Here is a 20,790-nt window from a genome sequence, read left to right as displayed (position 1 = left end):
GTGGGATCCAGTGAGGAAATGGCGGTGGTCGCGGAACGGGTTTGTTCCTGCTTTCCCCAACTACGAGGGCGCAGCGCACTGATCGGGCACCACGTTTTCGATGAATTTTTTCTTACAGCGGCGGCGGCGCGGCGCGCATCCGCACGTGGATACCGTCCGCCCTGCGCTGCGTGACCAGCGTCGGCTGCTGGTCAAGGAACGCGCGCAGCGACGCCACGTCATCCGCACGCAGGTTGCCGGTGAGGCGCAGCGCGCCGGCGTCGTCGCTCACGTGCAGGCGCAGCGTGTTGCGTCGGTTGAAGCGGTCGGCCACGTCCCGCAGCGGCTCGTCGCGGAACACCACCCGGCCCTTCCACCATGCGGTCATGCTGGCGGCGTCCTCCTCGCTCACCCGCACCTGCTGGTCGCGGTAGTCGACCTGCGCCGCCTGCCCCGCACCCAGGTTGGCCAGCATGCGTCCGCGTCCGCCATCGCCGCGCACGTGCACGCGTCCCTCGCTCACGCCGATGCGGGCCTGCTCACGCAGCAGCGAGACATCGAACGTGGTGCCGATGTCGGTCACCTGCAGGCCTGCGGCGTGTACCGCGAAGGGGCGGCGGTCCCTGCCCACCGTGAAGCTGGCCTGGCCGCGTTCGAGCTCGACGCGTCGCCCCAGCAGCGTCATGCGTACCGATATCTCGCTTTCCGCATCCAGGTGCACCACGGTGTTGTCCGCCAGGGTGATCTGTCGCGGTGCGCCATGCGCGGCCACGTAGTGCGCGGTGCGAGGCCAGGCCACGGTGGTGAACACCCCCACGCCCAGCAGCAGCGCCGCCGCGGCCGCGATGCGTGGCAGTCCTCGCATAGGGCGGGCCATCCGCGCTGTCGGCGCAGCGGCCGGACGCGGTGAAAGACGCACCACGTTATGGTCGTTGCCGGCGGGCGCGGGGGCCTGCAGCAGCGTATCCACGTCGACGGGCATGGCGCGGAGCGCTTCCCCGAGCGCACCGGCCACCTCGCTGATGGCCATGTACTCGCGCAGATGTTCGGGCGAGACCAGCAGCCACTGCATGAAGGCGCGCTGCTGCGAAGGGCTCAGCTCGCCCTCGCGCTGCAGGGCGTGCCAGTGCGCGGCGGCATGGGTCAGCGCCGACGGATGTTCAACGGCCATGCTCAGGGCCTCCCTGCCGGTTCGGCCATCGCCCGGCGGCACACCGAAAGCCCGCGCACCACGTGCTTTTTCACCATGTGCGGCGACACGCCCATGCGCTCGGCGATCTGCTTGTAGCTCAATCCATCGCGGTACTGCATGACCAGGACGGCCCGCGTGTGCTCCGGAAGGGTGGCCAGCAACGTCTGCAGGCGCTGGCGGCGCTGTTCGCGTTCGGCGGCATCTTCCACGCATTCCCCGCTGGCCAGGCTCTGGCCCAGGTCCTCGATCTCTTCGATGGGCAGCGTCGACCAGCGACGGCGCGCGGCCTGCTCGCGCGCCAGGTTCTGCGCGACGGTGAACAGGTAGGCTTCCGGATTGGCGATCGGCTCGCCGTTGCCTTCATGCGCACGCAGCAGGCGTAGATAGGTTTCCTGCACCAGGTCCTCGGCATCCTGCCGCGCGCCGCGCCGCACGAAGAAGCCGCGCAGCAGCTGCGCGTGGTCCTCGAACATGCGCGCCAGGCGCCGTCTTGCCTGCTCGGCCACCTGTGTCGCCTTTCCCCCTGAAGTGCGCCGCAAGGTAGGCATCCCAGATGACGAGCGCATGACGGTTGCAGCCCGGCTACGGCCTCGCATCTTCAGTTGAACGGTAGGTGGGCTACGCTCAGGTGAGTTCTAGCGTGCGCAGACGCGAGCCAGGCGTTGTAGCCCCTCCCAGTCCATGACCTGCAATCTGCACGGGCTGCTGGTCACGTTGGGCTTCGTGCTACCTGGCGCACTGCCCACCTGGCTTGTAAATCGCGCCGAGAACCGCGCGACACTCGGATGATCGTCGTACTTGGTGCGATGGATCCCTTTGTCGCCCATGAAGCGCAACGAGCATGCATCCAAGCCCGCGATGATCTTTTACAAGACCCCGGGCGGATCTCAGCTGCATTCTGCAATTCCCCCTTCCACCGGGGCGATGCCAGTGCGCTTCTGTCCGCCACCGACCAGACGCGGCCATTCGCCACTTCCCGATGCGCCAGGCCTAACCGCGTTGCTCAGCCCGGGTGCCGCCGTGGACGATCGGCCGCTGCGGCTCGCAGTGCAGCATCAGCCTGCGCACCGCCGCATCGACGGCCATGAACCTGTGCCTCTGCATGAGATAGCTTCCGCCGAGCAGCACTGCGACGATCAACACCGCGGCGGGCTTCACGGCAATGGCCGGGACCAGCGTCGCGGCGGCGAACAGCGCCGACCAATTGCACAAGCCGAGCACGCGGATCTCGCTGCGCCGCCGGTCGATCACGATCAGCCCGCGCATGATCGGCGGGTATCGCCAGCCGAAGTGGAGACCGACGCTTTCGCGGAACGCCCAGCTCCGTGCGGACAGCGGGCGGAACGCCAGTGTGGGCCACTTCTCCATCGCGACTTCGCCTTCCAGCCGATCGAAAGGAAAGCGCAGCAACGCCGCGGTCGGCACCGCGATGCGACGACTGAACACCGGAATCCCCCACGACCAATAGGTCCGGCTCCATAGAACCAGCAGCAAGCCCTCGATCAGCACCAGGGCAATGAGTGCATTGGCCATTCGTCATCCATTGGCGAGCGTGTGCGTCGAGCCGCGTTGCGGGGCGAAGTCGACTGCAGCGAGCGTACCGCGCAGCTCCTCTCCCATGCGACATGGACAGAAGTATCCAGTATCACCTGAGCGGCAACATCACCGTCACATCGTGGATGGGCGAGGCGGTGAAGCCATGCTTGAGAGGCTCCTCGCGGCTTCATCATCACGCGGCCAGCGGCTCCGAGACACCGCATGGACTACGCTGGGAATGCCGAAGCTGCATCATTGCAGTTCGTGCAGGCGCTAGGCAGGCACGCGTCCAGCATCCCAATCCGGTAATCCGTCCTCGCGCTCGTCGCGCGCCGGGACCGCGATCCCCAACTGCGCAGCGGCAGCGCGATACGTTTCCAATCGATGCACCCGCGCCACGATCTGCGCATCGTCCAGCGCATCTTGCGCGGCCTCGCGCGCCGGCAACCACCCCCAACGCCGGAACTGCTGCAGGAACCAGCGTCCATCCGACAGCCACGGCATGTTCGCCAGGCCACCGGCATGGAAGCGCAGCCCCTGCGGGTCGGCGCCCGCATCGGCGGCGCCACCGGGCAACAAGCATGCGGCGATGCGCTCGGCCGGCAATCCGATCACCTCCGGCTCCGCCAGCCACGCCACCGCGTCGCGGCGGTGCGCGGCATCGTCGAGCCAGCGGCAGGCCTCCAACAGTGTCGCGGTCAATGCGGTCGCCAGTTCCGGCTGCAGCGCGGCGAAGGCGCGGCGGCAGGCCAGCACTTTTTCCGGATGCCCGGGCCATAGCTGGCCGCTGCGGATCACGCGCCGGCCCACGCCCATCGCCTCGGCCTGCGCCGCCCACGGTTCGCCGGCGCAGTAGCCGTCCAGTTCGCCGCGCGCCAGCGCGCCGGGCATCTGCGGCGGCGGCAGGGTCACCGCCTGGATGCCGCCGAGCGGGTCCACGCCCTGCGCCGCCAGCCAGTAGTACAGCCACATCGCATGCGTGCCGGTGGGGAAGGTCTGCGCGAACACCGGCGGGCGCCCCAGCGCGGCCAAGGCCTCGCGCAGCGGCGTGCCGCGCGCGAGCGCGTCGGCCAGCGCCGGCGCCAAGGTGATGGCCTGGCCGTTCTGGTTGAGGGTGAGCAGGATCGCCATGTCCGCTTGCGGGCCGCCGATGCCGCATTCCACGCCGTAGACCAGCCCGGCCAGCGCATGCGCCGCGTCCAGTTCGCCGGACAGCAGTTTGTCGCGCACCGCCGCCCACGAGGCCTGCCGCTGCAGCTCCAGGCGCAGGCCGTGGCGGCTGTCCAGGCCCAGCCGCACCGCGACGATCAGCGGCGCGCAATCGATCAGCGGCAGGTAGCCCAGGCGCAGGGTGCGCGGTTCGGGGTGCAGTGGTGCGCTCATCGCTTCCTCATCCCAGCAGGTCGGCCATCGCGAGGATGCGCTGGGCGACGTCGGCCAGCTTCAGTCCCTGCTTCATCGCCTGCTGCCGCAGCGCGGCGTAGGCCTCGTTCTCGCTCATTCCGCGCTTGTCCATCAGCAGGCGCTTGGCGCGGTCGATCTGTTCGCGGTCGCGCAGCTTGCCCTGCACTTCGTCCAGCTGCCGGCGCATGCCCGCTTCCTGTTCGAAGCGCGCCAGCGCCACCTGCACGATTGGCGCCAGCCGCGCCGGCGCCAGGCCATCGACCACATAGGTGGTGACGCCGGCGCTGACCGCGGCGCGGATCAGTTGGTCGTCGCCGTCGGCGGAGAACATCACCACAGGGCGCGGCGCCTGGCGGTGGATCAGCGCCAGTTGCTCGAGGGTGTCGCGCGAGGGCGAATCGACGTCGATGATGACCACGTCCGGCTGCTGGGTGGACACCGCCTTGAGCAGCGCCGGCGCCGCGGCGACCTCGTCCAACACCTCGTAGCCGGCGTCGAGCAGCGCCTGGCGCAGCTGCCCGATCGGCTTTTCGGTATCGTTGACCAGCAGGACGCGCAGCATTCGGGCCTGGCTAACGGAAGTTGGCTGAGCCGCATGGTGCCATGCAACACGCGTCCGCAGCGAGCCGTCCCCCACCCCGCAGGAGTCCGCATGCCGCTGTATCCCTTGTTCGCCGACCTGGCCGGGCGCCGCGTGCTGGTGGTCGGCGGCGGCGAGGTGGCGATGCGCAAGATCGAGGCGCTGCTGCACGCCGGCGCGCAGGTGCTGGTGTACGCGCACGCGCTCAACGCCACGGTGGCGCAGTGGCTGGCGCACGGCCGCCTGCAGCGGGTCGATGGCGCGTTCGATGCGCAGTGGCTGGACGACGCCTGGCTGGTGGTCGCGGCCACCGACGACAACGCCTTCAACCGCGAACTCGCCGCCCAGGCCGGGCGGCGCCGCAAGCTGGTCAACGTGGTCGACGATGCCGAGCTGTCCACGTTCCAGGTGCCGGCGATCATCGACCGCGATCCGCTGCTGGTGGCGATCTCCTCCAGCGGTGCGGCGCCGATGCTGGCGCGGCGCCTGCGCGAGCGCTGGGAGACCGAGCTGGACCATTCCTACGCGCAGCTGGCGCAGCTGTTCGCGCGCCACCGCGAGGCGATCCGCGCGCGCCTGCCGCAGCTGGCGCAGCGCCGGCGCTGGTTCGAACAGGTGCTGGAAGGCCCGGTGCAGGTGCTGCTGCAGAGCGGGCAGACCCAGGCCGCCGAGCAGGCCTTCCACGATGCCTTGCAGCGCAGCGGGGAGGACGCGCCGCGCCGCGGCAGCGTGTGGCTGGTCGGCACCGGCAACGGCGATCCCGGTGCGCTGACGCTGAAGGCGCTGCGCGCATTGAACCAGGCCGACCTGTTGCTGTGCGATCCCGCGGTGGCTGCCGCGGTGCTGAGCCTGGCGCGCCGCGATGCGACGCGGCAGCCGCTGCCGGCCGACGCCGACGCGCACCTGGCGTTGCTGGTCGAGCAGGTGCAGGCCGGGCAGCGCGTGGTCAGCCTGAAACCGGGCGATGCATTCCGGCAGGCGCCGCACGCGCAGTTGGCTACGCGACTGGCCGCGGCCGGGATCGCCTGCGACGTGGTGGCGGGCGTGACGGCGGACTGATTCAGCGCGGCGCGGGGCGATCGCGGCGGCGGGTCATGCCGGCGCTGGCGCTGCCGCAACGTCCGCCGCCGGCACCCCGGCCACCTGCAGCAACTGCTTGCGGAAGCCCACCCACAGCGCCAGCGACAGCAGCGAGATGCCGCCGAGCAGCAGGAACGCGGTGCGGTAGCCGAAGTCCTGCGCGATCCAGCCGCCCAGCGCCGGGCTCAGCGCCGCGCCGATGCCTTGCACGGTCATCACCGCGCCCTGGCCGACGTTGACCCGGCCGGTGCCCTGCAGCAGCCGCGCCACCAGCGCCGGCACCACCACGCTCTGCAGGCCGGCGCCGATCCCGTCGAGGATCTGCACCGGGAACACGCCCCAGCTGTGGATCAGGCTGGCCGCGATCAGGCCGCGCAGCGGCAGCGCCAGGAAGGTCAGCAGCATCACCCACCAGTGCCCGCGCACGCGGATCAGGCGCATCGCCAGCAGCGAGGCCACCACCATCGTCGCCTGCGCGACGATGATCGTGGTGGCGGTCAGCGCGCTGGGATTGCCCTTGTGCGCGGCGACCACGGCCATGCCGTACAGCGGCAGCATCGCCGCATTGCCCAGATGGAACAGCGCCAGCGCCGTCGCCAGCACCAGCAGCGGCTTGCAGGTCAGCAGCACCGACCAGCCGCTGGCGTGGTCCGCGCCGTGCACGCCGGCATCGGCCAGGCCGCGCGCGGCACGATGGTCGATCGCATCGCGCGGGATCAGCAGCACCGAGGCGATCGCCAGCACGCCGAAGCAACCGGTCAGCGCGAACACCGCGCCGAAGCCGAATTTCCAGCCGAGCACGCCGGCAAGCGCCGCCGCAACCACGTTGCCGGCGTGGCTGCCGACCTGGTTGCGCGCGATCTGATGATCGAACCCGGCCTGCCGCACCAGCCCCAGGGTGATGCCCGACAGCGCCGGACCCAGCGCCGCGGCGGCGAGCGCGGTCATCACCTGCGCGGTCACCACACCGGCGAAGCTCGGCGCCCACCACAGCAGCGCCGAGGCCAGCAGGATCAGCGTGCAACCGACCACCACGATGCTGCGCTTGCGCCGGGTCGCATCGACCAGCGCGCCGCCGGGCGTGGTCGCGAGCATGCCCGCGATGCCGCCCACGCTCATCACCGAGCCGATCGCCGCCACCGACCAGCCCTTGGATTGCAGGAACACGCTCAGGAACGGGCCGAGCCCGTCCTGCACGTCGGCCAAGGTGAAGTTCAGCGCTTCCAGCGCACGCGTGCCGCGCGGGCGGACGCCGGGCACTGCGGCCGGCAGCGCGCTCATCGCCGCACCGCGCTGCGAGCGGAAAGGAGCGGCAAAGCCGAACGATGTGCGCAGTGGAAACGTGGCATGCGATGTCCTGGAAGTGCCGCCGCGAGGGCCAAGGAGGACTCGAAAACTTGCGCGACGCAGGCGGGCGCATTGCTGCGGCCGCGCTTGCGCTATCCGGTTCAGCGCCAGGATTCGGGCTGGAGAAACACACGATGGCGCTCTGACGCGCCTGCGACGGCCGCGACGAATTCGAGAACGTTGCGCGATGCAGGCGGTCGCGTCGCCGCGACCGCCGCTGCGCTGCGCGGTTCAGTGCTTGGATTTGGGTTTTGGCTTGGGCTTGTCGGCATCGTGCGGCTTGGGCGGATGCGGCTTGGGCGCGATCGGCTGCAATGCCGCCGGCGTGGCGCCGACCGCCTGCGCGTGGATCACCGTGCCATGCGGCAACACCAGTGCGTGGCCTTCCACCGCCAGCGGCTGGCCCACGGCCAGCCAGTTCGCCAGCGCGTCGGCGGCGTGCGGGGGGAACCGCACGATGCAGTCGTCGTCGAGCAGCGCGCCGTGCACCTGTCCGTGCGGGCCGTGCAGCAGGCGCGCGACGACGCCGCTGTGCCGGGTCTTCGCCGGCTTCTCGTGCTTTTCCGGTTTCCTGGCCGGCGTGTGCTCGGCATGTGGCCCATGCGGCCCGCGGTCGGCGATGCGCTTGCCGCCGTCGGGATCGATCGCCAGCGCGACCAGCATGTCCGCGCCATAGGGTTTGAGCCCGCGCACGCCGAGCGCGGCGCCGGGCTTGAGCGTCTTCAGCAGCTGCGCCGACAGGTGCGGCGCGGTGTGCACCTCGGTGCCATCGTCGAGCAGCAGGCCATCAACCTCGGCCTTGGGGTTGAGCAGGAAACGGGCGAGCGTGCCGCGGGTTTCCGGCAGGAAATCGGGATCGACCCAATGCATGGCGTTACTCCAATGAAGGAAGGTGGGGACCGGCGTCGCGCCGGTGGCGGCGCCCGCCGCGAGGCAGCGGGCGCCGCAATCGCATGACCAAGCGCAGGCGATCAGCGCGGCGCCGGCAGTGGCACCGGCGGCACTGCCGGCGCGGCGGGACCGGCCGGCGGTGGCGCGGCCGGCGGCACCGGCGGTGCGGGCGGCGCGAACAGGGTGCGCTGCGTGGCGCGATCGCGGCCGAGCTGGGTCGCTTCCAGCGAGCGCCCCGCCGCGGTGGCCACGCCGAAGCCGCTGACGCTCAGCGGCGCACCGACGCGCAGCAGCGTGGCGTATTGCATGGCCACGTGCGGCGGCATCCGCACCACGGTGCCGTCGCTGAGCAGCACGCCGGCGGTCTCGCCGCGCGGGCCGTAGACCAGGCGCTCGATACGGCCTTCGGCCTGCATCGGATTCAACGCAGGCGGGGTCGGCGGCGCCGGCGGCGCGGCCAGCGGGTTCGGCGGACGGTCCACCACCTGCTTGCCGCTGCGCCGCGCGCCGATCGCACTGGCCTGCAGCAACGGCAGCGTGCCCAGGCGATAGCCCTGCACGGTCACCGCATCGCCGCTGCGCACCGCGGCCTGCAGTTCGGCCGACAGATGCGGCGGAAAGCCGACCTGGGTGCCGTCGCGCAGCCACAGCCCGTCGACGTCGCCATTGGGATTGAGCATGAAACGCTCGACCGTGCCCTCGACGCGTACCGGCGCGGCCGCGACCGGCGCGGCAGGCGGCGGTGGCGGTGCGGGCGCCGCAGGCGGGGCCGGCGGCGGCGCAGCGGCGGCCGTGAGGGGCGCCGGCACCTGCGCGGCGGCAGTGGCGGCGGCAATGGCCAGCGAGAAAGCGAGTGCGCTGCGACGGATCATCGGAAGTCTCCAGGGCGGCAAGGGGTGGCCGCCTGTGGAGGTAGCAACGCAGCATCCGTGCCAAGTCCCAACTAATTGATCCTCAAGGAATCGCGCTTGCGAACGGGAACGCTGGGTGTCTGCGCTTCATCCACTGGCGTCCGCTTTACGGACAGGTGTGGTGTCTGGAATCGGACGCTTATGGGTTGGTGTTTCGTTCGCTTGTTGGTGGGACTGCGCTTGGTGAGTGGCGCTTGGCTTGACAGGCTTGCGGAGGGTGTCTGTCGCGGCTGAAGCCGCTCCTACATGGGTGTGGCTGCTGTGGCTTGGGTCGGGCGTCTGGCCGCGTTGGGCTTGGGCGTACCTGGGCGTAAGTGGTGCGGCGTCGTTGCCAGGAGACGGAGGCGCGTTCGCTTCGTCGCGACGCGAGTGCGGTGCGCTCTCGCGGCGGCGTGCTAGCCCAGCCCGTAGTCGTCGAGCTTGCGGTACAGCAGCTGGCGGTGGATGCCGAGCCGGCGCGCGGCTTCGGCACGGTTGCCCTGCGCCTGCGCCAGCGCGGCCTGGATCATCCGCTTCTCCAGTTGCGCCACCGCGTCGGGCAGGGTCAGCGCCGGCGCATCCGCGGCGACCGCATCGCCGGCGCCATCGCCTGCCAACACCTCGTCCAGGTCCTGCGCCTCGATCGTCGGCATGCGCACCAGCACCTGGCAGCGCTGCATCGCGTTGCGCAGCTCGCGCACGTTGCCCGGCCATGGATACGCGCGCAGCCGCGCCTGCGCCGCCGCCGACAGCGTGCGCGCCGCGCTGGCGCCGTCCTCGAGGAAATGCTGTGCCAGCAGCACGATGTCGTCGCCGCGCTCGCGCAGGGGCGGCAGTTCGATCGGCACCACGTTGAGCCGGTAGCGCAGGTCGCTGCGGAAGCGGCCGTCGGCGACCAGCTGCGCCAGTTCGCGGTGGGTCGCGGCGACCACGCGCACGTCCACCTTCTGCGCGCCGCGCCCGCCCAATGGCGACACTTCGCCTTCCTGCAGGAAGCGCAGCAGCTTGGCCTGCATCGGCAGCGGCATGTCGCCGATCTCGTCCAGGAACAGGGTGCCGCCGTCGGCCTCGCGGATCAGCCCGGGACGATCGGCGACGGCGCCGGAGAACGCGCCCTTGCGGTAGCCGAACAGTTCGCTCTCCATCAGTTCGGTCGGGATCGCCGCGCAGTTGACCGCGACGAAGGAGCCCGCCCGCGCGCTGGCGTGATGCAGCGCGCGCGCCACCAGTTCCTTGCCGGTGCCGGTCTCGCCGCTGATCAGCACCGGCAGGTCCGAGGCCGCGGCCAGGCCGATGCGCTTGTGCACGGTGCGCATCGCCGCGCTGTGCCCGAGCAGCGCGCCGGCGTCCTCGGCCGGCGCCTGCGGCGCCGCCGCGCCACCGGCGTGCGTCTGCAGCGCGCGTTCCACCACCGCGACGATGTCGGCGCGCCCCACCGGCTTGACCAGGTGGTCGAACGCGCCGAGTTTCATCGCCTCGATGGTGTTGCTGCTGGACGCGTAGGCGGTGAGCATCACCAGCGGCACCGCGGCGGCCTGCGCGTGCGCCTGGCGCGCGCGCATCAGCGCGATGCCGTCCATGCCGGGCATGCGGAAATCGACGAAGGCCAGGTCGATGCCGCCTTCGCGCAATCGCGCCAGTCCCGCTTCGCCATCGGCGGCGGCGAGCACCTCGTGGCCGAACGAGCGCAGCGTGGCCTGCAGCGTACTCAGGAAGGCGGTGTCGTCGTCGACGATCAGGATGCGCGCCATGGCAGTTCCAGGATGAAGGAGGTGATGCCGTCGTGGTGCGCGTAGTGCGCCTGGCCGCCGTGCGCGCGGGCGATCTCGCGCACCAGCGCCAGGCCCAGGCCGTTGCCGTCGCTGCGGCCGCTGGCGAAGGGTTCGAACAGGTGCGCGGCGACCGGCGCGGGCACCGGTTCGCCGCGATTGGCCACCGTCAGCCGCAGCAGGTCGGCATCGGCCTCGACCGTCAGCGTCACCGCGGTGCCGGGCGTGGCGTGCTGCAGCGCGTTGCGCAGCAGGTTGTGCAAGGCGCGCGCGGCCTGCTGCGGATCCAGCGTCCACTGCGCCGGCGCCGCCGCCAGTTGCAACGCGATCGGCGCCGCCAGCGGCGCCCATTCGGCCGGATCGAGCAGGTCCTGCAGCCAGGGCTGCAAGGCCACGGTCTGGCGCTGCAGGCGGATCGGCTGGACCATGCCGAGCAGGCTTTCCACCACCCCGTCCAGGCGCTGGATCTGCGCCAGCATCAGCTGCGCCTGCGCCTCGTCGAAGCCGCCCTCGCCCGCGGCGATCTGGTTTTCGAGCGCAAGGCGCAAGGTCGCGATCGGGTTGCGGATCTCATGGGCGACGGTCGCGGTCATGCGTCCGAGCGCGGCCAGCCGCTCGTGCCGCGACAGTTCCTCGCCGAGCCGGCGCGCCTCGGCCAGGGCCTGTGCGCTGCGTTGCGCGTAATCGGTAACCGCCGCGCCCAGGCGGTCCAGCTCCGGCGCGCCGGTGGCCGGTATCGACGGCACCTCCGCCGGCGTCGCCAGCGCCTGCTGGATGCGTTGCAGGCGCTGGCTCCAGCGCCGTACCACCCAGCCCAGGGCCACCGCCGACACCACCGCCAGCGCCAGGATCAGCGCCATGCCCACCGCCAGCGGACGTCCGGCCGAGGCCTCGCCGGTCGCGGCGACCCGGGTCATGGTCCACGCCGCGCTGTCGCGATCCAGCGGACAGGCCGCGATCAGCAGCGTCTCGCGCTGGCCGTCGCGGCGGTAGTGCGCCGGTTGGCGGTCGGCCACGCTGCGTTGCGCGGTGGCGACGATGACGTTCTGTTCGGCGGTCGGTACGTCGGTCTTGTGTTCGCTGCCGTCGTAGGTGGGATAGGCGTAGGCGAGGAAGCCGCGCTGCCGCTCCCAGACCCCGCCTTCCACGCCCGCGGCGTCGGCCAGCACCAGTTGCAGCACCACCGCGGCCAGGCCGGCGCCGTCGCTGCCGCGCGCCGCCGCGCTGGCGCCGTTGTAGCGCTGCACGATGCGCGTGCAGTCGCCCTGCAGCCGCGCCTGCGCCTCGCCCACGCGCACGCCCTCGCTGTGCCGGTACAGGCCGAACAGCACCACCGCCATGCCCACGCACGCGGCGAGGATGACGATCCAGATCAGCAGCAGTTGCCGCAGCAGCGAACGGGGCATGGTCCACCGGGGGCGCGAAAGTCGGAACGATAGCAGCCCGCGCCACGCCGCCGCGCTGTGCGGGCGCGCTGCCGCCGTCCGCCGCTCAGCGCAGGTTGGTCTTGACCAGTTCGACGACCTCGTCGCCGCGCCCGCTCATCACCGCGCGCAGCAGATACAGGCCCATGCCCTTGGCCTGCTCGAGCTTGATCGCCGGCGGGATCACCAGTTCCTGGGTCGCCACGCGTACATCGACCAGCACCGGCCCGGGATGCGCGAAGGCCTGGCGCAGCGCCGGCTCCAGCTGCGCCGAGTCGTCCACGCGCAGGCCGAGGATGCCCATCGCGTTGCTCATCGCCGCGAAGTCCGGGTTGCTCAGGTCGGTACCGGTGTCCAGGTAGCCGGCCGACTTCATCTCCATCGCGACGAAGCCGAGCGAGCCGTTGTTGTAGACCACCACCTTCACCGGCAGGCCCAGCTGCGCCAGGGTGATGAAGTCGCCCATCAGCATGGTGAAGCCGCCGTCGCCGGACAGCGAGATCACCTGCCGCCGCGGGAACTGCGCCTGCGCGCCCAGCGCCTGCGGCATCGCGTTGGCCATCGAGCCGTGATTGAACGAGCCGAGCAGGCGGCGCTTGCCGTTCATGGTCAGGTAGCGCGCCGCCCACACCGTCGGCGTGCCGACGTCGCAGCTGAAGATCGCATCCTCGTCGGCCAGTGCATCGATCATCCGGGTCACGAACTGCGGGTGCAGCGGCTCGCCGGGCGCGGCCGCCACGGCCAGGTCGTCAAGGCCTGCGCGCGCCTTGCGATAGTGCGCCAGCGACTTGTCCAGGAAGCCGCGCTGTTCGCGCCGCTGCAGTTTCGGCAGCAGCGCGGCGATGGTCTCGCGCACGTCGGCGGCAATGCCCAGCTGCAGCGGCGTGCGCCGGCCCAGCGCGGACGGGTCGCGGTCGACCTGCACGATGGCCGCGTCCTTCGGATAGAACTGGCGGTACGGGAAATCGGTGCCGAGCATCAGCAGCGTGTCGCAGTTGAGCATGGCCTGGTAGCCGGAACTGAAACCGATCAGCCCGGTCATACCGACGTCGAACGGATTGTCCCATCCCACGTGTTCCTTGCCGCGCAGCGCGTGCACGATCGGCGCACCGAGCAGGTCGGCCAGCGCCACCAGTTCGTCGTGCGCGCCGGCGCAGCCGCTGCCGCACAGCAGCGTGGTCGCCTCGCTCGCCTGCAGCAGCTCGGCCAGGCGCTCCACATCGGCGTCGGCCGGCAGGATCCGCGGCGGCGCCAGCGCCGGCCAGGCGGTCGACGTGCCCTTGGGCACTTCCTGCAGCGCCACGTCGCCGGGAATCACCACCACCGCCACGCCCTGTTTCAGGATCGCGGTGCGCATCGCCCGGTGCAGCACCTCCGGCATCTGCGCCGGATTGGTGACCAGCTCGACGTAGTGGCTGCATTCGCGGAACAGTTCCTGCGGATGGGTTTCCTGGAAATAGCCCAGGCCGATCTCCGAGGACGGGATATGCGCGGCGATCGCCAGCACCGGCTGGTGGCTGCGGTGGCAGTCGAACAGGCCGTTGATCAGGTGCAGGTTGCCCGGGCCGCAGCTGCCGGCGCAGACCGCGAGCTTGCCGCTCAGCGCCGCCTCGGCGCCGGCGGCGAACGCGGCCACCTCCTCGTGGCGCACGTGCATCCATTCGATGCTGTCCATCTGCCGCAACGCGTCGGTGAGCCCGTTGAGGCTGTCGCCGGTGACCCCCCAGATGCGCTCGACCCCCGCGCTGTGCAGGGTTTCGGCGAGCAGGCGGGCCATGGTCGGCTTGGACATGATCATCTCCACGAAAGAAGCGGAGATGCTGGCACGCGATCCGTTACACGCGCGTGCTCCCGACACGCCCGACCGGCGCGTGCAGGCCGGCGTCGGACCAGCCGCGGCCGCGCTTAGCCCTTGTCGCGATCCTCGGCACGCTCGTCGCGGCCGCCGTCCTCGCCGCTGGCGTCCTCGTGGTAGCCGCCGGTCGCCGGCTTGCCGTGCGCGCCGCCGGCGTGCTCGCCGGTGGCGGCATAGGTGCCGGCCTGGCCGAAGTTCGGTTGGGTGCGGCCGCTGCGGTCGGCGCCCGGATCGTCGGCGTCGTTGTCCGGCACGCCCTGCGCGTCCTGCCGCGGGGTGGTGCGCGACGGCACGTCGCGTCCGCGCCCGCGCGGCACGCCACTGTCCTCTGAAACGTCGGCGGTACCGCCGCGGTAGCCGGCCTGGCGGATATCGTGATCGCCCAGCGGGCGGGAATCATGGTCGCTCATGAAGGTCTCCTCGATGATCGGATGCCGTGCCGCGGAGGGAGGCGGCGTGCGACCAAGCCTAGGCATGCACGCGTTAGCGACGGCACAAGGCGCGATGAAGACGGCGCGAGCGCGGGTTACGCTCCATGACGTCATCGCCGACGCGGTGGGCAGCATCTTTGCATGCCCTATCGTGCATCCCGATCCGTGGACGCCTACGCACGCAGAAGACCCATGCACGGCGCGGTCGCATGCCTTCCACGCCGTGCTAACCGGCGGTCGCAGACGATCTGGATTCGTCATCCCGCAGGAGCCGAACATGAGTGGCCTACTTTGGAAACTGGCGGTCGCCGGGACCGTTGTCGCAGCGGCCAGGGCATACCGTCGTCGCAGCACCGCGCAGAAACCCGCGGCGTTTTCGCAAGACGGCGCATACCGTGCCGTGCCGGACGACGGAGCGTTCACGCCGCCGCACGGCGACGTGGTTTCCGCCACCGACGAGCAGCGTGGCGGAGAGAGCGCGGCCGGCCTGTATACCGGACCGGCGCTGACGTAAGGCAGGAGCCAGCACACGTTCGTCCATCGAGCGAGCGGTGCCTCTTCAACGCGTGGATCCAGGGCATGTGCGCGCGTCCGATTGGCGGAATCGGAGCCCACATGCCCGCTTTGCCGTTGCGGCACGCAAGATGCCTTGCGTTCGCCACGACGCAGTCAGTCGCCGTCAGGATCGTCCGGGCCTTTCGCACCGACAGGGTCGCGGCGATTCGAGCCACGCGAGCGCAACGCCTCTCCCGCCTTTTGCGCCAACGCCTCGTACTGCTTGCGGATCTCTTCCAGCCGCTTCTCGTCCAGTTCTTCCAGATCGAGCAGTTCGTCGTTCGCCTTCGCGCTCACCCGGATCAGCTCGTCGAGCTTGATCTGCATCGCCGCGGTATCGGCGTTTTGCGTGTGCTGGATCAGGAACACCATCAGGAAGGTGATGATGGTGGTGCCGGTGTTGATCACCAGCTGCCAGGTGTCGTTGAAGCCGAACACCGGGCCGCTGGCGCCCCACAGCACCACGATGCCCAGCGCAATGCAGAACGTCCACGGCGTGCCGGCCGCATACGATGCCTTCTTGGCGACGGTGTTGAACAGGTTGGCTGGTTTCATCGCGGACCTCGCGCAGTCGAAGGGACCGACGCACCAGGCGTGAATGCGCGGGCAGCCAGGATGATCCGCAGCGCCGCGTGGATGAAGCGTCAATGATCCTGAATCCTGCAGCGGCGCATGAAAAAGGCGGGGAGTCCCCGCCTTTGGTTGCACGTCCTGCGCGTTGCGCTCAGCCGGTCTGTTGCGCGGCCTGCTGCCGCACTTGGCGCACCGGCCGCGGGCGGCTCGGGAAGGCGTGGCGCACGATCCGCCACATCACCTGGCCGAACTGGCGCGGCAGCGAGCCGGTGTTGTAATGCTGGCCGTAGCGCGCGCAGATCGCCTTCACTTCCACCGCCAGGGCCGCGTAGCGGTTGGCCGGGATGTCCGGGTAGAAGTGGTGCTCGATCTGGTGGCTCAGGTTGCCCGACAGCACGTTCAGCAGCTTGCCGCCGGCCAGGTTGGAGGAACCGCGCAGCTGGCGCAGATACCAGTGGCCGCGCGACTCGCCCTTGATCGACTCTTTCGGGAACGTCTCCGCGTCGGCGGTGAAGTGGCCGCAGAAGATGATCACGAAGGTCCAGATGCTGCGCAGCACGTTGGCGGCCAGGTTGCCCAGCAGCACCGGCAGGAAGAACGGGCCGGCCAGCGCCGGGAAGATCACGTAGTCCTTCAGGATCTGCCGGCCCATCTTGCGCCCGACCGGCAGGAAGGTGCGGCGCAGCTCGCCGCGCTTCATCTTGCCGGCGAACCAGCGGCCCAGGCGCAGGTCCTGGATCGCCACGCCCCATTCGAACAGCAGCGCGAACACCACCGCGATGAACGGCTGCGCCAGGTAGAACGGGCGCCAGCGCTGCTCGGGGAAGATCCGCAGCAGGCCGTAGCCGATGTCGTCGTCCATGCCGCGCACGTTGGTATAGGTGTGGTGCTTGAAGTTGTGCGTCTTGCGCCAGTTGTCGCCGGTGGCGACGATGTCCCACTCGTAGGTGTTGCCGTTGAGCTGCGCATCGCCCATCCAGTCGTACTGGCCGTGCATGACGTTGTGGCCCAGCTCCATGTTCTCCAGGATCTTGGACAGGGTCAGCAGCGCCACGCCGGCGATCCACGCCGGCCACAACACGCTGTGCACGAACGCGCCCAGGAACAGCAGCGCGCGCCCGGCCAGGCCGGTGTAGCGCACCGCGGCGACGATGCGGCGGATGTAGCGCGCGTCGGCTTCGCCCAGAGTGGCCACGGTGCGCACGCGCAGCGCATCGAGTTCGTCGCCGAAGGCCTGCAGGTCGGCCGGGGTGAGTGCGCGGTTGCGGGGAGCAGCCATGGGGAAGTCCTTCAAAGGTCCAGGATCAGGTCGCTGCTGGCGCTGTTGATGCACAGCTTCAGCATCGAACCCGGTTCGGTGGCGTGCGCGCCGGTGAGCAGGTCGCGGGTCGCGCCGGACTGCTTGCCGCAGGCGCAGCTGTTGCAGATGCCCATGCGGCAGCCGTGCTTCGGGCGCAGGCCTTCGGCTTCCAGCGCGCTGAGCAGCGATTGCCCGCGCGGCAGTTGCAGCACGCGGCCGCTGCGCGCCAGCGTCACCGCGACCGTGCCGTGTTCGGCATCGGCCAGCGGCGGTGCGCTGAACGCCTCGGCCTGGAAGCGCGCGACGCCGCTTTCCAGGCGCGCACGTGCGGCCTGCACGAAACCGCCCGGACCGCAGGCCAGCACCTGCGCCTGCTCCAGCCCGGCCAGGTGCGCCAGCGACAGCGTGTCCACGCGCGGCGCCGGCGCAGCGCCTTCGCCGGTGACCGCCAGTTGCAGGCGGAACCGCGGGTGCGCGGCGGCCAGCGCCTGCAGTTCGTCGACGAAGCACAACTGGTCGCTGCGCCGCGCCCAGTAGATCAGGTCCACGTCGGCCGGCATGCCGGCGTCGGCCAGTTGGCGCAGCAGCGCGCGCATCGGGGTGATGCCGCTGCCGGCGGCCAGGAGCAACCAGCGTCCCTGCGGCGCGGCGGGCAGCACCATGTCGCCGAACGCCTGGCCCAGTTCGAACACCTCGCCGATTCGCGCGCCGTCGGCCAGGTACTGGCTGACGCGGCCGCCGTCGATCGCCTTGACCGTGATCGCCAGGCGCCCGCCCGGCAGCGGCGTGGGGCTGTAGCTGCGGGTCAGGCGGCGCCCGTCGATCTCCACGCCCAGCTGCACGTGCTGGCCGGCGCGCAGGCCGCGCCAGTGGCGGTTGGCCTTGAGGATCAGGGTCACCGCGTCGCTGCTGGCGCGCTCGCGCTGCAGCAGCCGCGCGCGCGGGCGCTGCCAGGTCCATAGCGGATGGATCCGCGTGGACCAGAAATCGAACACCTCCGGCTGCACCCAGGCGCGCAGGGCGCGGGTGGCGGAGCGGGCGGAGGCAGGACGGCGGGCAGCGTTCATGGGTCCACTATACAGGCGCAGATACAGATGTCTATACAGTTGTATATTCAGGAAGGCGCTATGATTCCTCTCTTGTCTCGCCCAGCCCGTCCATGACTTCCACGCCCCTGCCCCTGCCCGAGGACGCGCTGCCCGCGCGCAAGAGCGCGATTTCGCGCGAAGACCTGCTGGCGGCGGCATTGAAGCTGATCGGGCCGCACCGCAGCGTGTCCACGCTGAGCCTGCGCGAGGTGACCCGCGAAGCCGGCATCGCCCCGAACAGCTTCTACCGCCAGTTCCGCGACATGGACGAACTGGCGGTGGCGCTGATCGACCTGGCCGGCAGTTCGCTGCGCACCATCATCGGTCAGGCGCGGCAGCGCGCGGCCGGCAGCAACCGCAGCGTCATCCTCAGCTCGGTGGAAACCTTCATGGAGCAGCTGCGCGCCGACGACAAGCTGCTGCACGTGCTGCTGCGCGAAGGCACGGTCGGCTCGGATGCGTTCAAGCGCGCGGTGGATCGCGAGCTGAACTACTTCGAGGAAGAGCTGCGCGTGGACCTGATCCGCCTGGCCGCGCTCGACGGCACGCCGCTGCACGAACCGGCGCTGGTGTCCAAGGCGATCACCCGGCTGGTGTTCGCGATGGGCGCCACCGCGATGGACCTGCCGCCGGAGAAGGACCCGGAACTGGTGCGGCAGATCAGCGCGATGCTGCGCATGATCATCCTCGGCTCGCGCACGATCGCCGCGTCGGCGTAATTGCTTCCCGCGCCGGTGCATGGCCTCGACGCCATCGCGCCCTGAACTGTTTATTCGCTGTCTACATATCCGTCCATAACCCGCCTTCCGCCTCGATCGGCAAGGCGTAGCACTGGGCGGAACACCTCGACGCGTTCCTGCCGGGCCCACCGCCAATAGCATCGCCCCGCTTTTACGGGCGGTTGCCGGACGAGTGAGGACAACGCCACGCGCGTTGCGTGGCCGAAGGTATACAGTGGGGACACATAATCCGCAGGTACGCGCAAGGCAATGGAGAACCCCGCGCTATCTGCGACGGTCGCCGCGCTCGCACGACAGGCAGCGAACGGCGCGGAGGCGTCGACGATCGCGGCGTCCATCACCTCGACGTGGCGGCAGATCGAACAGGCACTGACACCGATCCTCGGCGCGCGCGGCGTGGCCGCGCTGTTCAAACGCGCCCTGTTCCTGACCAAGGACCGCTTCCCGTGGCTGGAAGAGGCCTTTATCGCGACCGAGGCGTCCAGCGAACACGGCGCGCTCGACAGCTTCGGCCTGGTGCTGGGCCAGCAAAGCGCCGCCACCGCGGCCGCAGGCGGCGGCACATTCCTTTCGACCTTTCACGGCGTGCTAGTCAGCATGATCGGCGCAACCCTCACCGAACGGCTGTTGCAGTCGGTGTGGGTCACCTCTTCCAGCGGACCTCCCGCGCAGGGCACCTCCCCATGAGCAGCAAAGTCGCCATTCATTGCCTGCGGACCGGCGTCCCCGGACTCGACAAGGTATTGGGTGGAGGATTGCCCGAATTCTCGTTCAACCTGATCGCCGGGCCGCCCGGCTGCGGCAAGACCACGCTCGCGCACCAGATGATGTTCGCGCTGGCCACGCCCGAGCGTCCGGCGCTGTACTTCACCGTGCTCGGCGAGCCGCCACTGAAGATGCTGCGCTACCAGCAGCAGTTCGACTTCTTCGATGCGACAGCGATCAACGCCACGATCCACTTCGTCAACCTCTCCGAGGAAACCCTGGCCGGCGATCTGGACCGGGTGCTGGCGCGCATGGTCGCCGAAGTGGAAGCGCACGGCCCAGCGCTGGTGTTCGTCGATTCGTTCCGCTCGGTGGCACTGGCCAGCACCGCCGACGGCAACCTGCACAACAACCTGCAACGCTTCATCCAGCAGTTGGGCATGCTGATGAGCAGCTGGCAGGCGACCACGTTTCTGATCGGCGAATACTTCTTGGAATCCGATCCCAATCCGGTGTTCACCGTGGCCGACGGGCTGATCTGGTTGCGGCAGAGCGTGCAGCGCAACTCGATGGTGCGCAAGATGGAGGTCATGAAGATGCGCGGCAGCCCGTCGCTGCCGGGGCTGCATACGTTCCGCATCGACCATTCCGGCATGCGGGTGTTCGCGCCGGTGCCGGTGCTGCCACTAGGCGCACCATCGCCGCGCACCGGCGCGCGCTTGCCGATGGGCGTGCCGGAGCTGGATGCGATGCTCGGCGGCGGCCTGCCGCAAGGCTATTCGCTGCTGGTCGCAGGCCCCTCCGGCTCCGGCAAGACCTTGCTCGCCGCGGCGTTCCTCGCCGAAGGCGCGCGTTGTGGCGACAACGGCGTGCTGGTCGTCTTCGAGCAGCAGCCGCAGCGCTCGCGCACGCCTGCGCTGGCGGCATTGATCGCCAGCGGCCAGGTCGGCGTGGTGGACAGCCGTGCGCCGGATCTGTCGATCGACGAGATCCTGCAGTTGCTGGTCGCGGAAATCGACCGGCTCGGCGCCACCCGCGTGGTGATCGATTCGCTGTCGGCATTCGAGCTGGCGTTGGCGCCGACGTTTCGCGAAGACTTTCGCGAATCGCTGTCGCGCATGGTGGTGGCCTTGGCCGCGACCGGCGTCACCGTACTGATGACCTCCGAGCTGGAAGACCGCTACACCGACTTGCGCTTCAGTCCCTACGGCACCGCCTTCATGACCGATGCGATCATCGTGCAGCGCTACATCGAGGTGGACAGCCGGCTGCGCCGGGTCATGGCCGTGGTCAAGGTCCGCGCGAGCGCGCACTCGGACGCGCTGCGGGAATTCCATATCGACGACAGCGGCATTCGCATCGGCGCAGCGTTGCCGCAGCAGGAAGGCCTGCTAGGCGGCCGGCCGATGCGCAAGTCCGGCGCACACGACACCCTCGACACGAGCTGACCG

Annotated in this window: 20 protein-coding genes; 5 read left to right on the top strand and 15 right to left on the bottom strand. The window is 70.2% G+C overall.

Annotation, left to right across the window (positions count from 1 at the left end):
- Positions 1 to 112: 112 nt before the first annotated feature.
- The 5 genes from J2Y70_RS04400 to J2Y70_RS04380 form a co-directional block, all read right to left on the bottom strand.
- Positions 113 to 1,150 (bottom strand): FecR domain-containing protein, encoded by a 1,038-nt coding sequence (locus J2Y70_RS04400; RefSeq protein WP_309913789.1) that lies wholly within the window; start codon positions 1,148 to 1,150, stop codon positions 113 to 115.
- A gap of 2 nt (positions 1,151 to 1,152) precedes the next feature.
- Positions 1,153 to 1,677, bottom strand: a complete 525-nt coding sequence (locus J2Y70_RS04395; RefSeq protein WP_263395829.1) for an RNA polymerase sigma factor — start codon at positions 1,675 to 1,677, stop codon at positions 1,153 to 1,155.
- Positions 1,678 to 2,161: 484 nt separating this feature from the next.
- The gene (locus J2Y70_RS04390) at positions 2,162 to 2,704 is read right to left on the bottom strand and encodes a hypothetical protein (RefSeq protein WP_309913785.1); all 543 of its coding nucleotides are present in this window, start codon (positions 2,702 to 2,704) and stop codon (positions 2,162 to 2,164) included.
- A gap of 276 nt (positions 2,705 to 2,980) precedes the next feature.
- Positions 2,981 to 4,090 (bottom strand): CmpA/NrtA family ABC transporter substrate-binding protein, encoded by a 1,110-nt coding sequence (locus tag J2Y70_RS04385; protein ID WP_309913782.1) that lies wholly within the window; start codon positions 4,088 to 4,090, stop codon positions 2,981 to 2,983.
- Between the two features lie 7 nt (positions 4,091 to 4,097).
- Positions 4,098 to 4,670, bottom strand: a complete 573-nt coding sequence (locus J2Y70_RS04380) for an ANTAR domain-containing response regulator (RefSeq protein ID WP_263398532.1) — start codon at positions 4,668 to 4,670, stop codon at positions 4,098 to 4,100.
- A gap of 93 nt (positions 4,671 to 4,763) precedes the next feature.
- Between J2Y70_RS04380 and J2Y70_RS04375 the strand changes: the two genes are divergently transcribed.
- On the top strand, positions 4,764 to 5,750 hold the full coding sequence (locus J2Y70_RS04375) for an NAD(P)-dependent oxidoreductase (protein WP_309913777.1): 987 nt from the start codon (positions 4,764 to 4,766) through the stop codon (positions 5,748 to 5,750).
- Positions 5,751 to 5,783: 33 nt separating this feature from the next.
- On the opposite strand, the gene J2Y70_RS04370 is transcribed toward J2Y70_RS04375, so the two are convergent.
- The 7 genes from J2Y70_RS04370 to J2Y70_RS04340 all read right to left on the bottom strand — a co-directional run bounded on the left by J2Y70_RS04370 (position 5,784) and on the right by J2Y70_RS04340 (position 14,357).
- Positions 5,784 to 7,052 (bottom strand): MFS transporter, encoded by a 1,269-nt coding sequence (locus J2Y70_RS04370; RefSeq protein ID WP_309913774.1) that lies wholly within the window; start codon positions 7,050 to 7,052, stop codon positions 5,784 to 5,786.
- Between the two features lie 297 nt (positions 7,053 to 7,349).
- Positions 7,350 to 7,988, bottom strand: a complete 639-nt coding sequence (locus J2Y70_RS04365) for a hypothetical protein (protein ID WP_309913771.1) — start codon at positions 7,986 to 7,988, stop codon at positions 7,350 to 7,352.
- 101 nt (positions 7,989 to 8,089) lie between these two features.
- Positions 8,090 to 8,881 (bottom strand): hypothetical protein, encoded by a 792-nt coding sequence (locus J2Y70_RS04360; protein WP_309913768.1) that lies wholly within the window; start codon positions 8,879 to 8,881, stop codon positions 8,090 to 8,092.
- Between the two features lie 434 nt (positions 8,882 to 9,315).
- Positions 9,316 to 10,650: a sigma-54 dependent transcriptional regulator gene (locus tag J2Y70_RS04355; RefSeq protein WP_309913765.1), complete on the bottom strand. Its 1,335-nt coding sequence runs from the start codon at positions 10,648 to 10,650 to the stop codon at positions 9,316 to 9,318.
- Positions 10,635 to 12,074 (bottom strand): HAMP domain-containing sensor histidine kinase, encoded by a 1,440-nt coding sequence (locus J2Y70_RS04350; protein WP_309913762.1) that lies wholly within the window; start codon positions 12,072 to 12,074, stop codon positions 10,635 to 10,637. The genes J2Y70_RS04355 and J2Y70_RS04350 overlap by 16 nt, the downstream gene beginning before the upstream one ends.
- Positions 12,075 to 12,159: 85 nt before the next feature.
- On the bottom strand, positions 12,160 to 13,869 hold the full coding sequence (gene poxB, locus J2Y70_RS04345; RefSeq protein WP_309914693.1) for a ubiquinone-dependent pyruvate dehydrogenase: 1,710 nt from the start codon (positions 13,867 to 13,869) through the stop codon (positions 12,160 to 12,162).
- 128 nt (positions 13,870 to 13,997) lie between these two features.
- Complete coding sequence (locus J2Y70_RS04340; protein WP_309913759.1) at positions 13,998 to 14,357, bottom strand: hypothetical protein; 360 nt, start codon at positions 14,355 to 14,357, stop codon at positions 13,998 to 14,000.
- Positions 14,358 to 14,655: 298 nt separating this feature from the next.
- Between J2Y70_RS04340 and J2Y70_RS04335 the strand changes: the two genes are divergently transcribed.
- Positions 14,656 to 14,892 carry a hypothetical protein gene (locus J2Y70_RS04335; protein ID WP_309913756.1) on the top strand — a complete coding sequence of 79 codons (237 nt, stop codon included), beginning with the start codon at positions 14,656 to 14,658 and terminating at the stop codon, positions 14,890 to 14,892.
- A gap of 155 nt (positions 14,893 to 15,047) precedes the next feature.
- Here the strand turns inward: J2Y70_RS04335 and J2Y70_RS04330 are convergent, their stop codons facing one another.
- The 3 genes from J2Y70_RS04330 to J2Y70_RS04320 all read right to left on the bottom strand — a co-directional run bounded on the left by J2Y70_RS04330 (position 15,048) and on the right by J2Y70_RS04320 (position 17,873).
- Positions 15,048 to 15,488: a low affinity iron permease family protein gene (locus J2Y70_RS04330; protein WP_309914690.1), complete on the bottom strand. Its 441-nt coding sequence runs from the start codon at positions 15,486 to 15,488 to the stop codon at positions 15,048 to 15,050.
- Between the two features lie 169 nt (positions 15,489 to 15,657).
- Positions 15,658 to 16,785, bottom strand: coding sequence for an acyl-CoA desaturase (locus J2Y70_RS04325; protein WP_263395840.1), 1,128 nt, complete (start codon positions 16,783 to 16,785; stop codon positions 15,658 to 15,660).
- A gap of 11 nt (positions 16,786 to 16,796) precedes the next feature.
- Positions 16,797 to 17,873 carry a ferredoxin reductase gene (locus J2Y70_RS04320; RefSeq protein WP_309913751.1) on the bottom strand — a complete coding sequence of 359 codons (1,077 nt, stop codon included), beginning with the start codon at positions 17,871 to 17,873 and terminating at the stop codon, positions 16,797 to 16,799.
- 92 nt (positions 17,874 to 17,965) lie between these two features.
- On the opposite strand from J2Y70_RS04320, the gene fabR reads away from it, so the two are divergent.
- The 3 genes from fabR (at position 17,966) to J2Y70_RS04305 (ending at position 20,787) form a co-directional block, all read left to right on the top strand.
- Positions 17,966 to 18,613, top strand: coding sequence for an HTH-type transcriptional repressor FabR (gene fabR / locus J2Y70_RS04315; protein ID WP_263395842.1), 648 nt, complete (start codon positions 17,966 to 17,968; stop codon positions 18,611 to 18,613).
- Between the two features lie 270 nt (positions 18,614 to 18,883).
- A complete protein-coding gene (locus tag J2Y70_RS04310) occupies positions 18,884 to 19,321 on the top strand; it encodes a hypothetical protein (RefSeq protein ID WP_309913746.1) in 438 nt (145 codons plus the stop codon).
- On the top strand, positions 19,318 to 20,787 hold the full coding sequence (locus J2Y70_RS04305; RefSeq protein WP_309913744.1) for an ATPase domain-containing protein: 1,470 nt from the start codon (positions 19,318 to 19,320) through the stop codon (positions 20,785 to 20,787). The genes J2Y70_RS04310 and J2Y70_RS04305 overlap by 4 nt, the downstream gene beginning before the upstream one ends.
- The last annotated feature ends 3 nt before the right edge of the window (positions 20,788 to 20,790 follow it).

The organism is Xanthomonas sp. 1678 (assembly GCF_031455575.1).
In the GTDB taxonomy this organism is placed as follows: Bacteria; Pseudomonadota; Gammaproteobacteria; order Xanthomonadales; family Xanthomonadaceae; genus Xanthomonas_A.
The sequence above is the reverse complement of the archived record's forward strand: the minus strand, read 5'-3'. Positions and strand labels throughout refer to the sequence as shown.

Bases quoted from the DNA above. Each gene is read 5' to 3' on its own strand.
- J2Y70_RS04400 (WP_309913789.1), bottom strand. From the start codon at position 1,150: ATGGCCGTTGAACATCCGTCGGCGCTGACCCATGCCGCCGCGCACTGG.
- J2Y70_RS04390 (WP_309913785.1), bottom strand. From the start codon at position 2,704: ATGGCCAATGCACTCATTGCCCTGGTGCTGATCGAGGGCTTGCTGCTG.
- J2Y70_RS04385 (WP_309913782.1), bottom strand. From the start codon at position 4,090: ATGAGCGCACCACTGCACCCCGAACCGCGCACCCTGCGCCTGGGCTAC.
- J2Y70_RS04375 (WP_309913777.1), top strand. From the start codon at position 4,764: ATGCCGCTGTATCCCTTGTTCGCCGACCTGGCCGGGCGCCGCGTGCTG.
- J2Y70_RS04370 (WP_309913774.1), bottom strand. From the start codon at position 7,052: ATGAGCGCGCTGCCGGCCGCAGTGCCCGGCGTCCGCCCGCGCGGCACG.
- J2Y70_RS04365 (WP_309913771.1), bottom strand. From the start codon at position 7,988: ATGCATTGGGTCGATCCCGATTTCCTGCCGGAAACCCGCGGCACGCTC.
- J2Y70_RS04360 (WP_309913768.1), bottom strand. From the start codon at position 8,881: ATGATCCGTCGCAGCGCACTCGCTTTCTCGCTGGCCATTGCCGCCGCC.
- J2Y70_RS04355 (WP_309913765.1), bottom strand. From the start codon at position 10,650: ATGGCGCGCATCCTGATCGTCGACGACGACACCGCCTTCCTGAGTACG.
- J2Y70_RS04350 (WP_309913762.1), bottom strand. From the start codon at position 12,074: ATGCCCCGTTCGCTGCTGCGGCAACTGCTGCTGATCTGGATCGTCATC.
- poxB (WP_309914693.1), bottom strand. From the start codon at position 13,869: ATGGCCCGCCTGCTCGCCGAAACCCTGCACAGCGCGGGGGTCGAGCGC.
- J2Y70_RS04340 (WP_309913759.1), bottom strand. From the start codon at position 14,357: ATGAGCGACCATGATTCCCGCCCGCTGGGCGATCACGATATCCGCCAG.
- J2Y70_RS04335 (WP_309913756.1), top strand. From the start codon at position 14,656: ATGAGTGGCCTACTTTGGAAACTGGCGGTCGCCGGGACCGTTGTCGCA.
- J2Y70_RS04330 (WP_309914690.1), bottom strand. From the start codon at position 15,488: ATGAAACCAGCCAACCTGTTCAACACCGTCGCCAAGAAGGCATCGTAT.
- J2Y70_RS04325 (WP_263395840.1), bottom strand. From the start codon at position 16,785: ATGGCTGCTCCCCGCAACCGCGCACTCACCCCGGCCGACCTGCAGGCC.
- J2Y70_RS04320 (WP_309913751.1), bottom strand. From the start codon at position 17,873: ATGAACGCTGCCCGCCGTCCTGCCTCCGCCCGCTCCGCCACCCGCGCC.
- fabR (WP_263395842.1), top strand. From the start codon at position 17,966: ATGACTTCCACGCCCCTGCCCCTGCCCGAGGACGCGCTGCCCGCGCGC.
- J2Y70_RS04310 (WP_309913746.1), top strand. From the start codon at position 18,884: ATGGAGAACCCCGCGCTATCTGCGACGGTCGCCGCGCTCGCACGACAG.
- J2Y70_RS04305 (WP_309913744.1), top strand. From the start codon at position 19,318: ATGAGCAGCAAAGTCGCCATTCATTGCCTGCGGACCGGCGTCCCCGGA.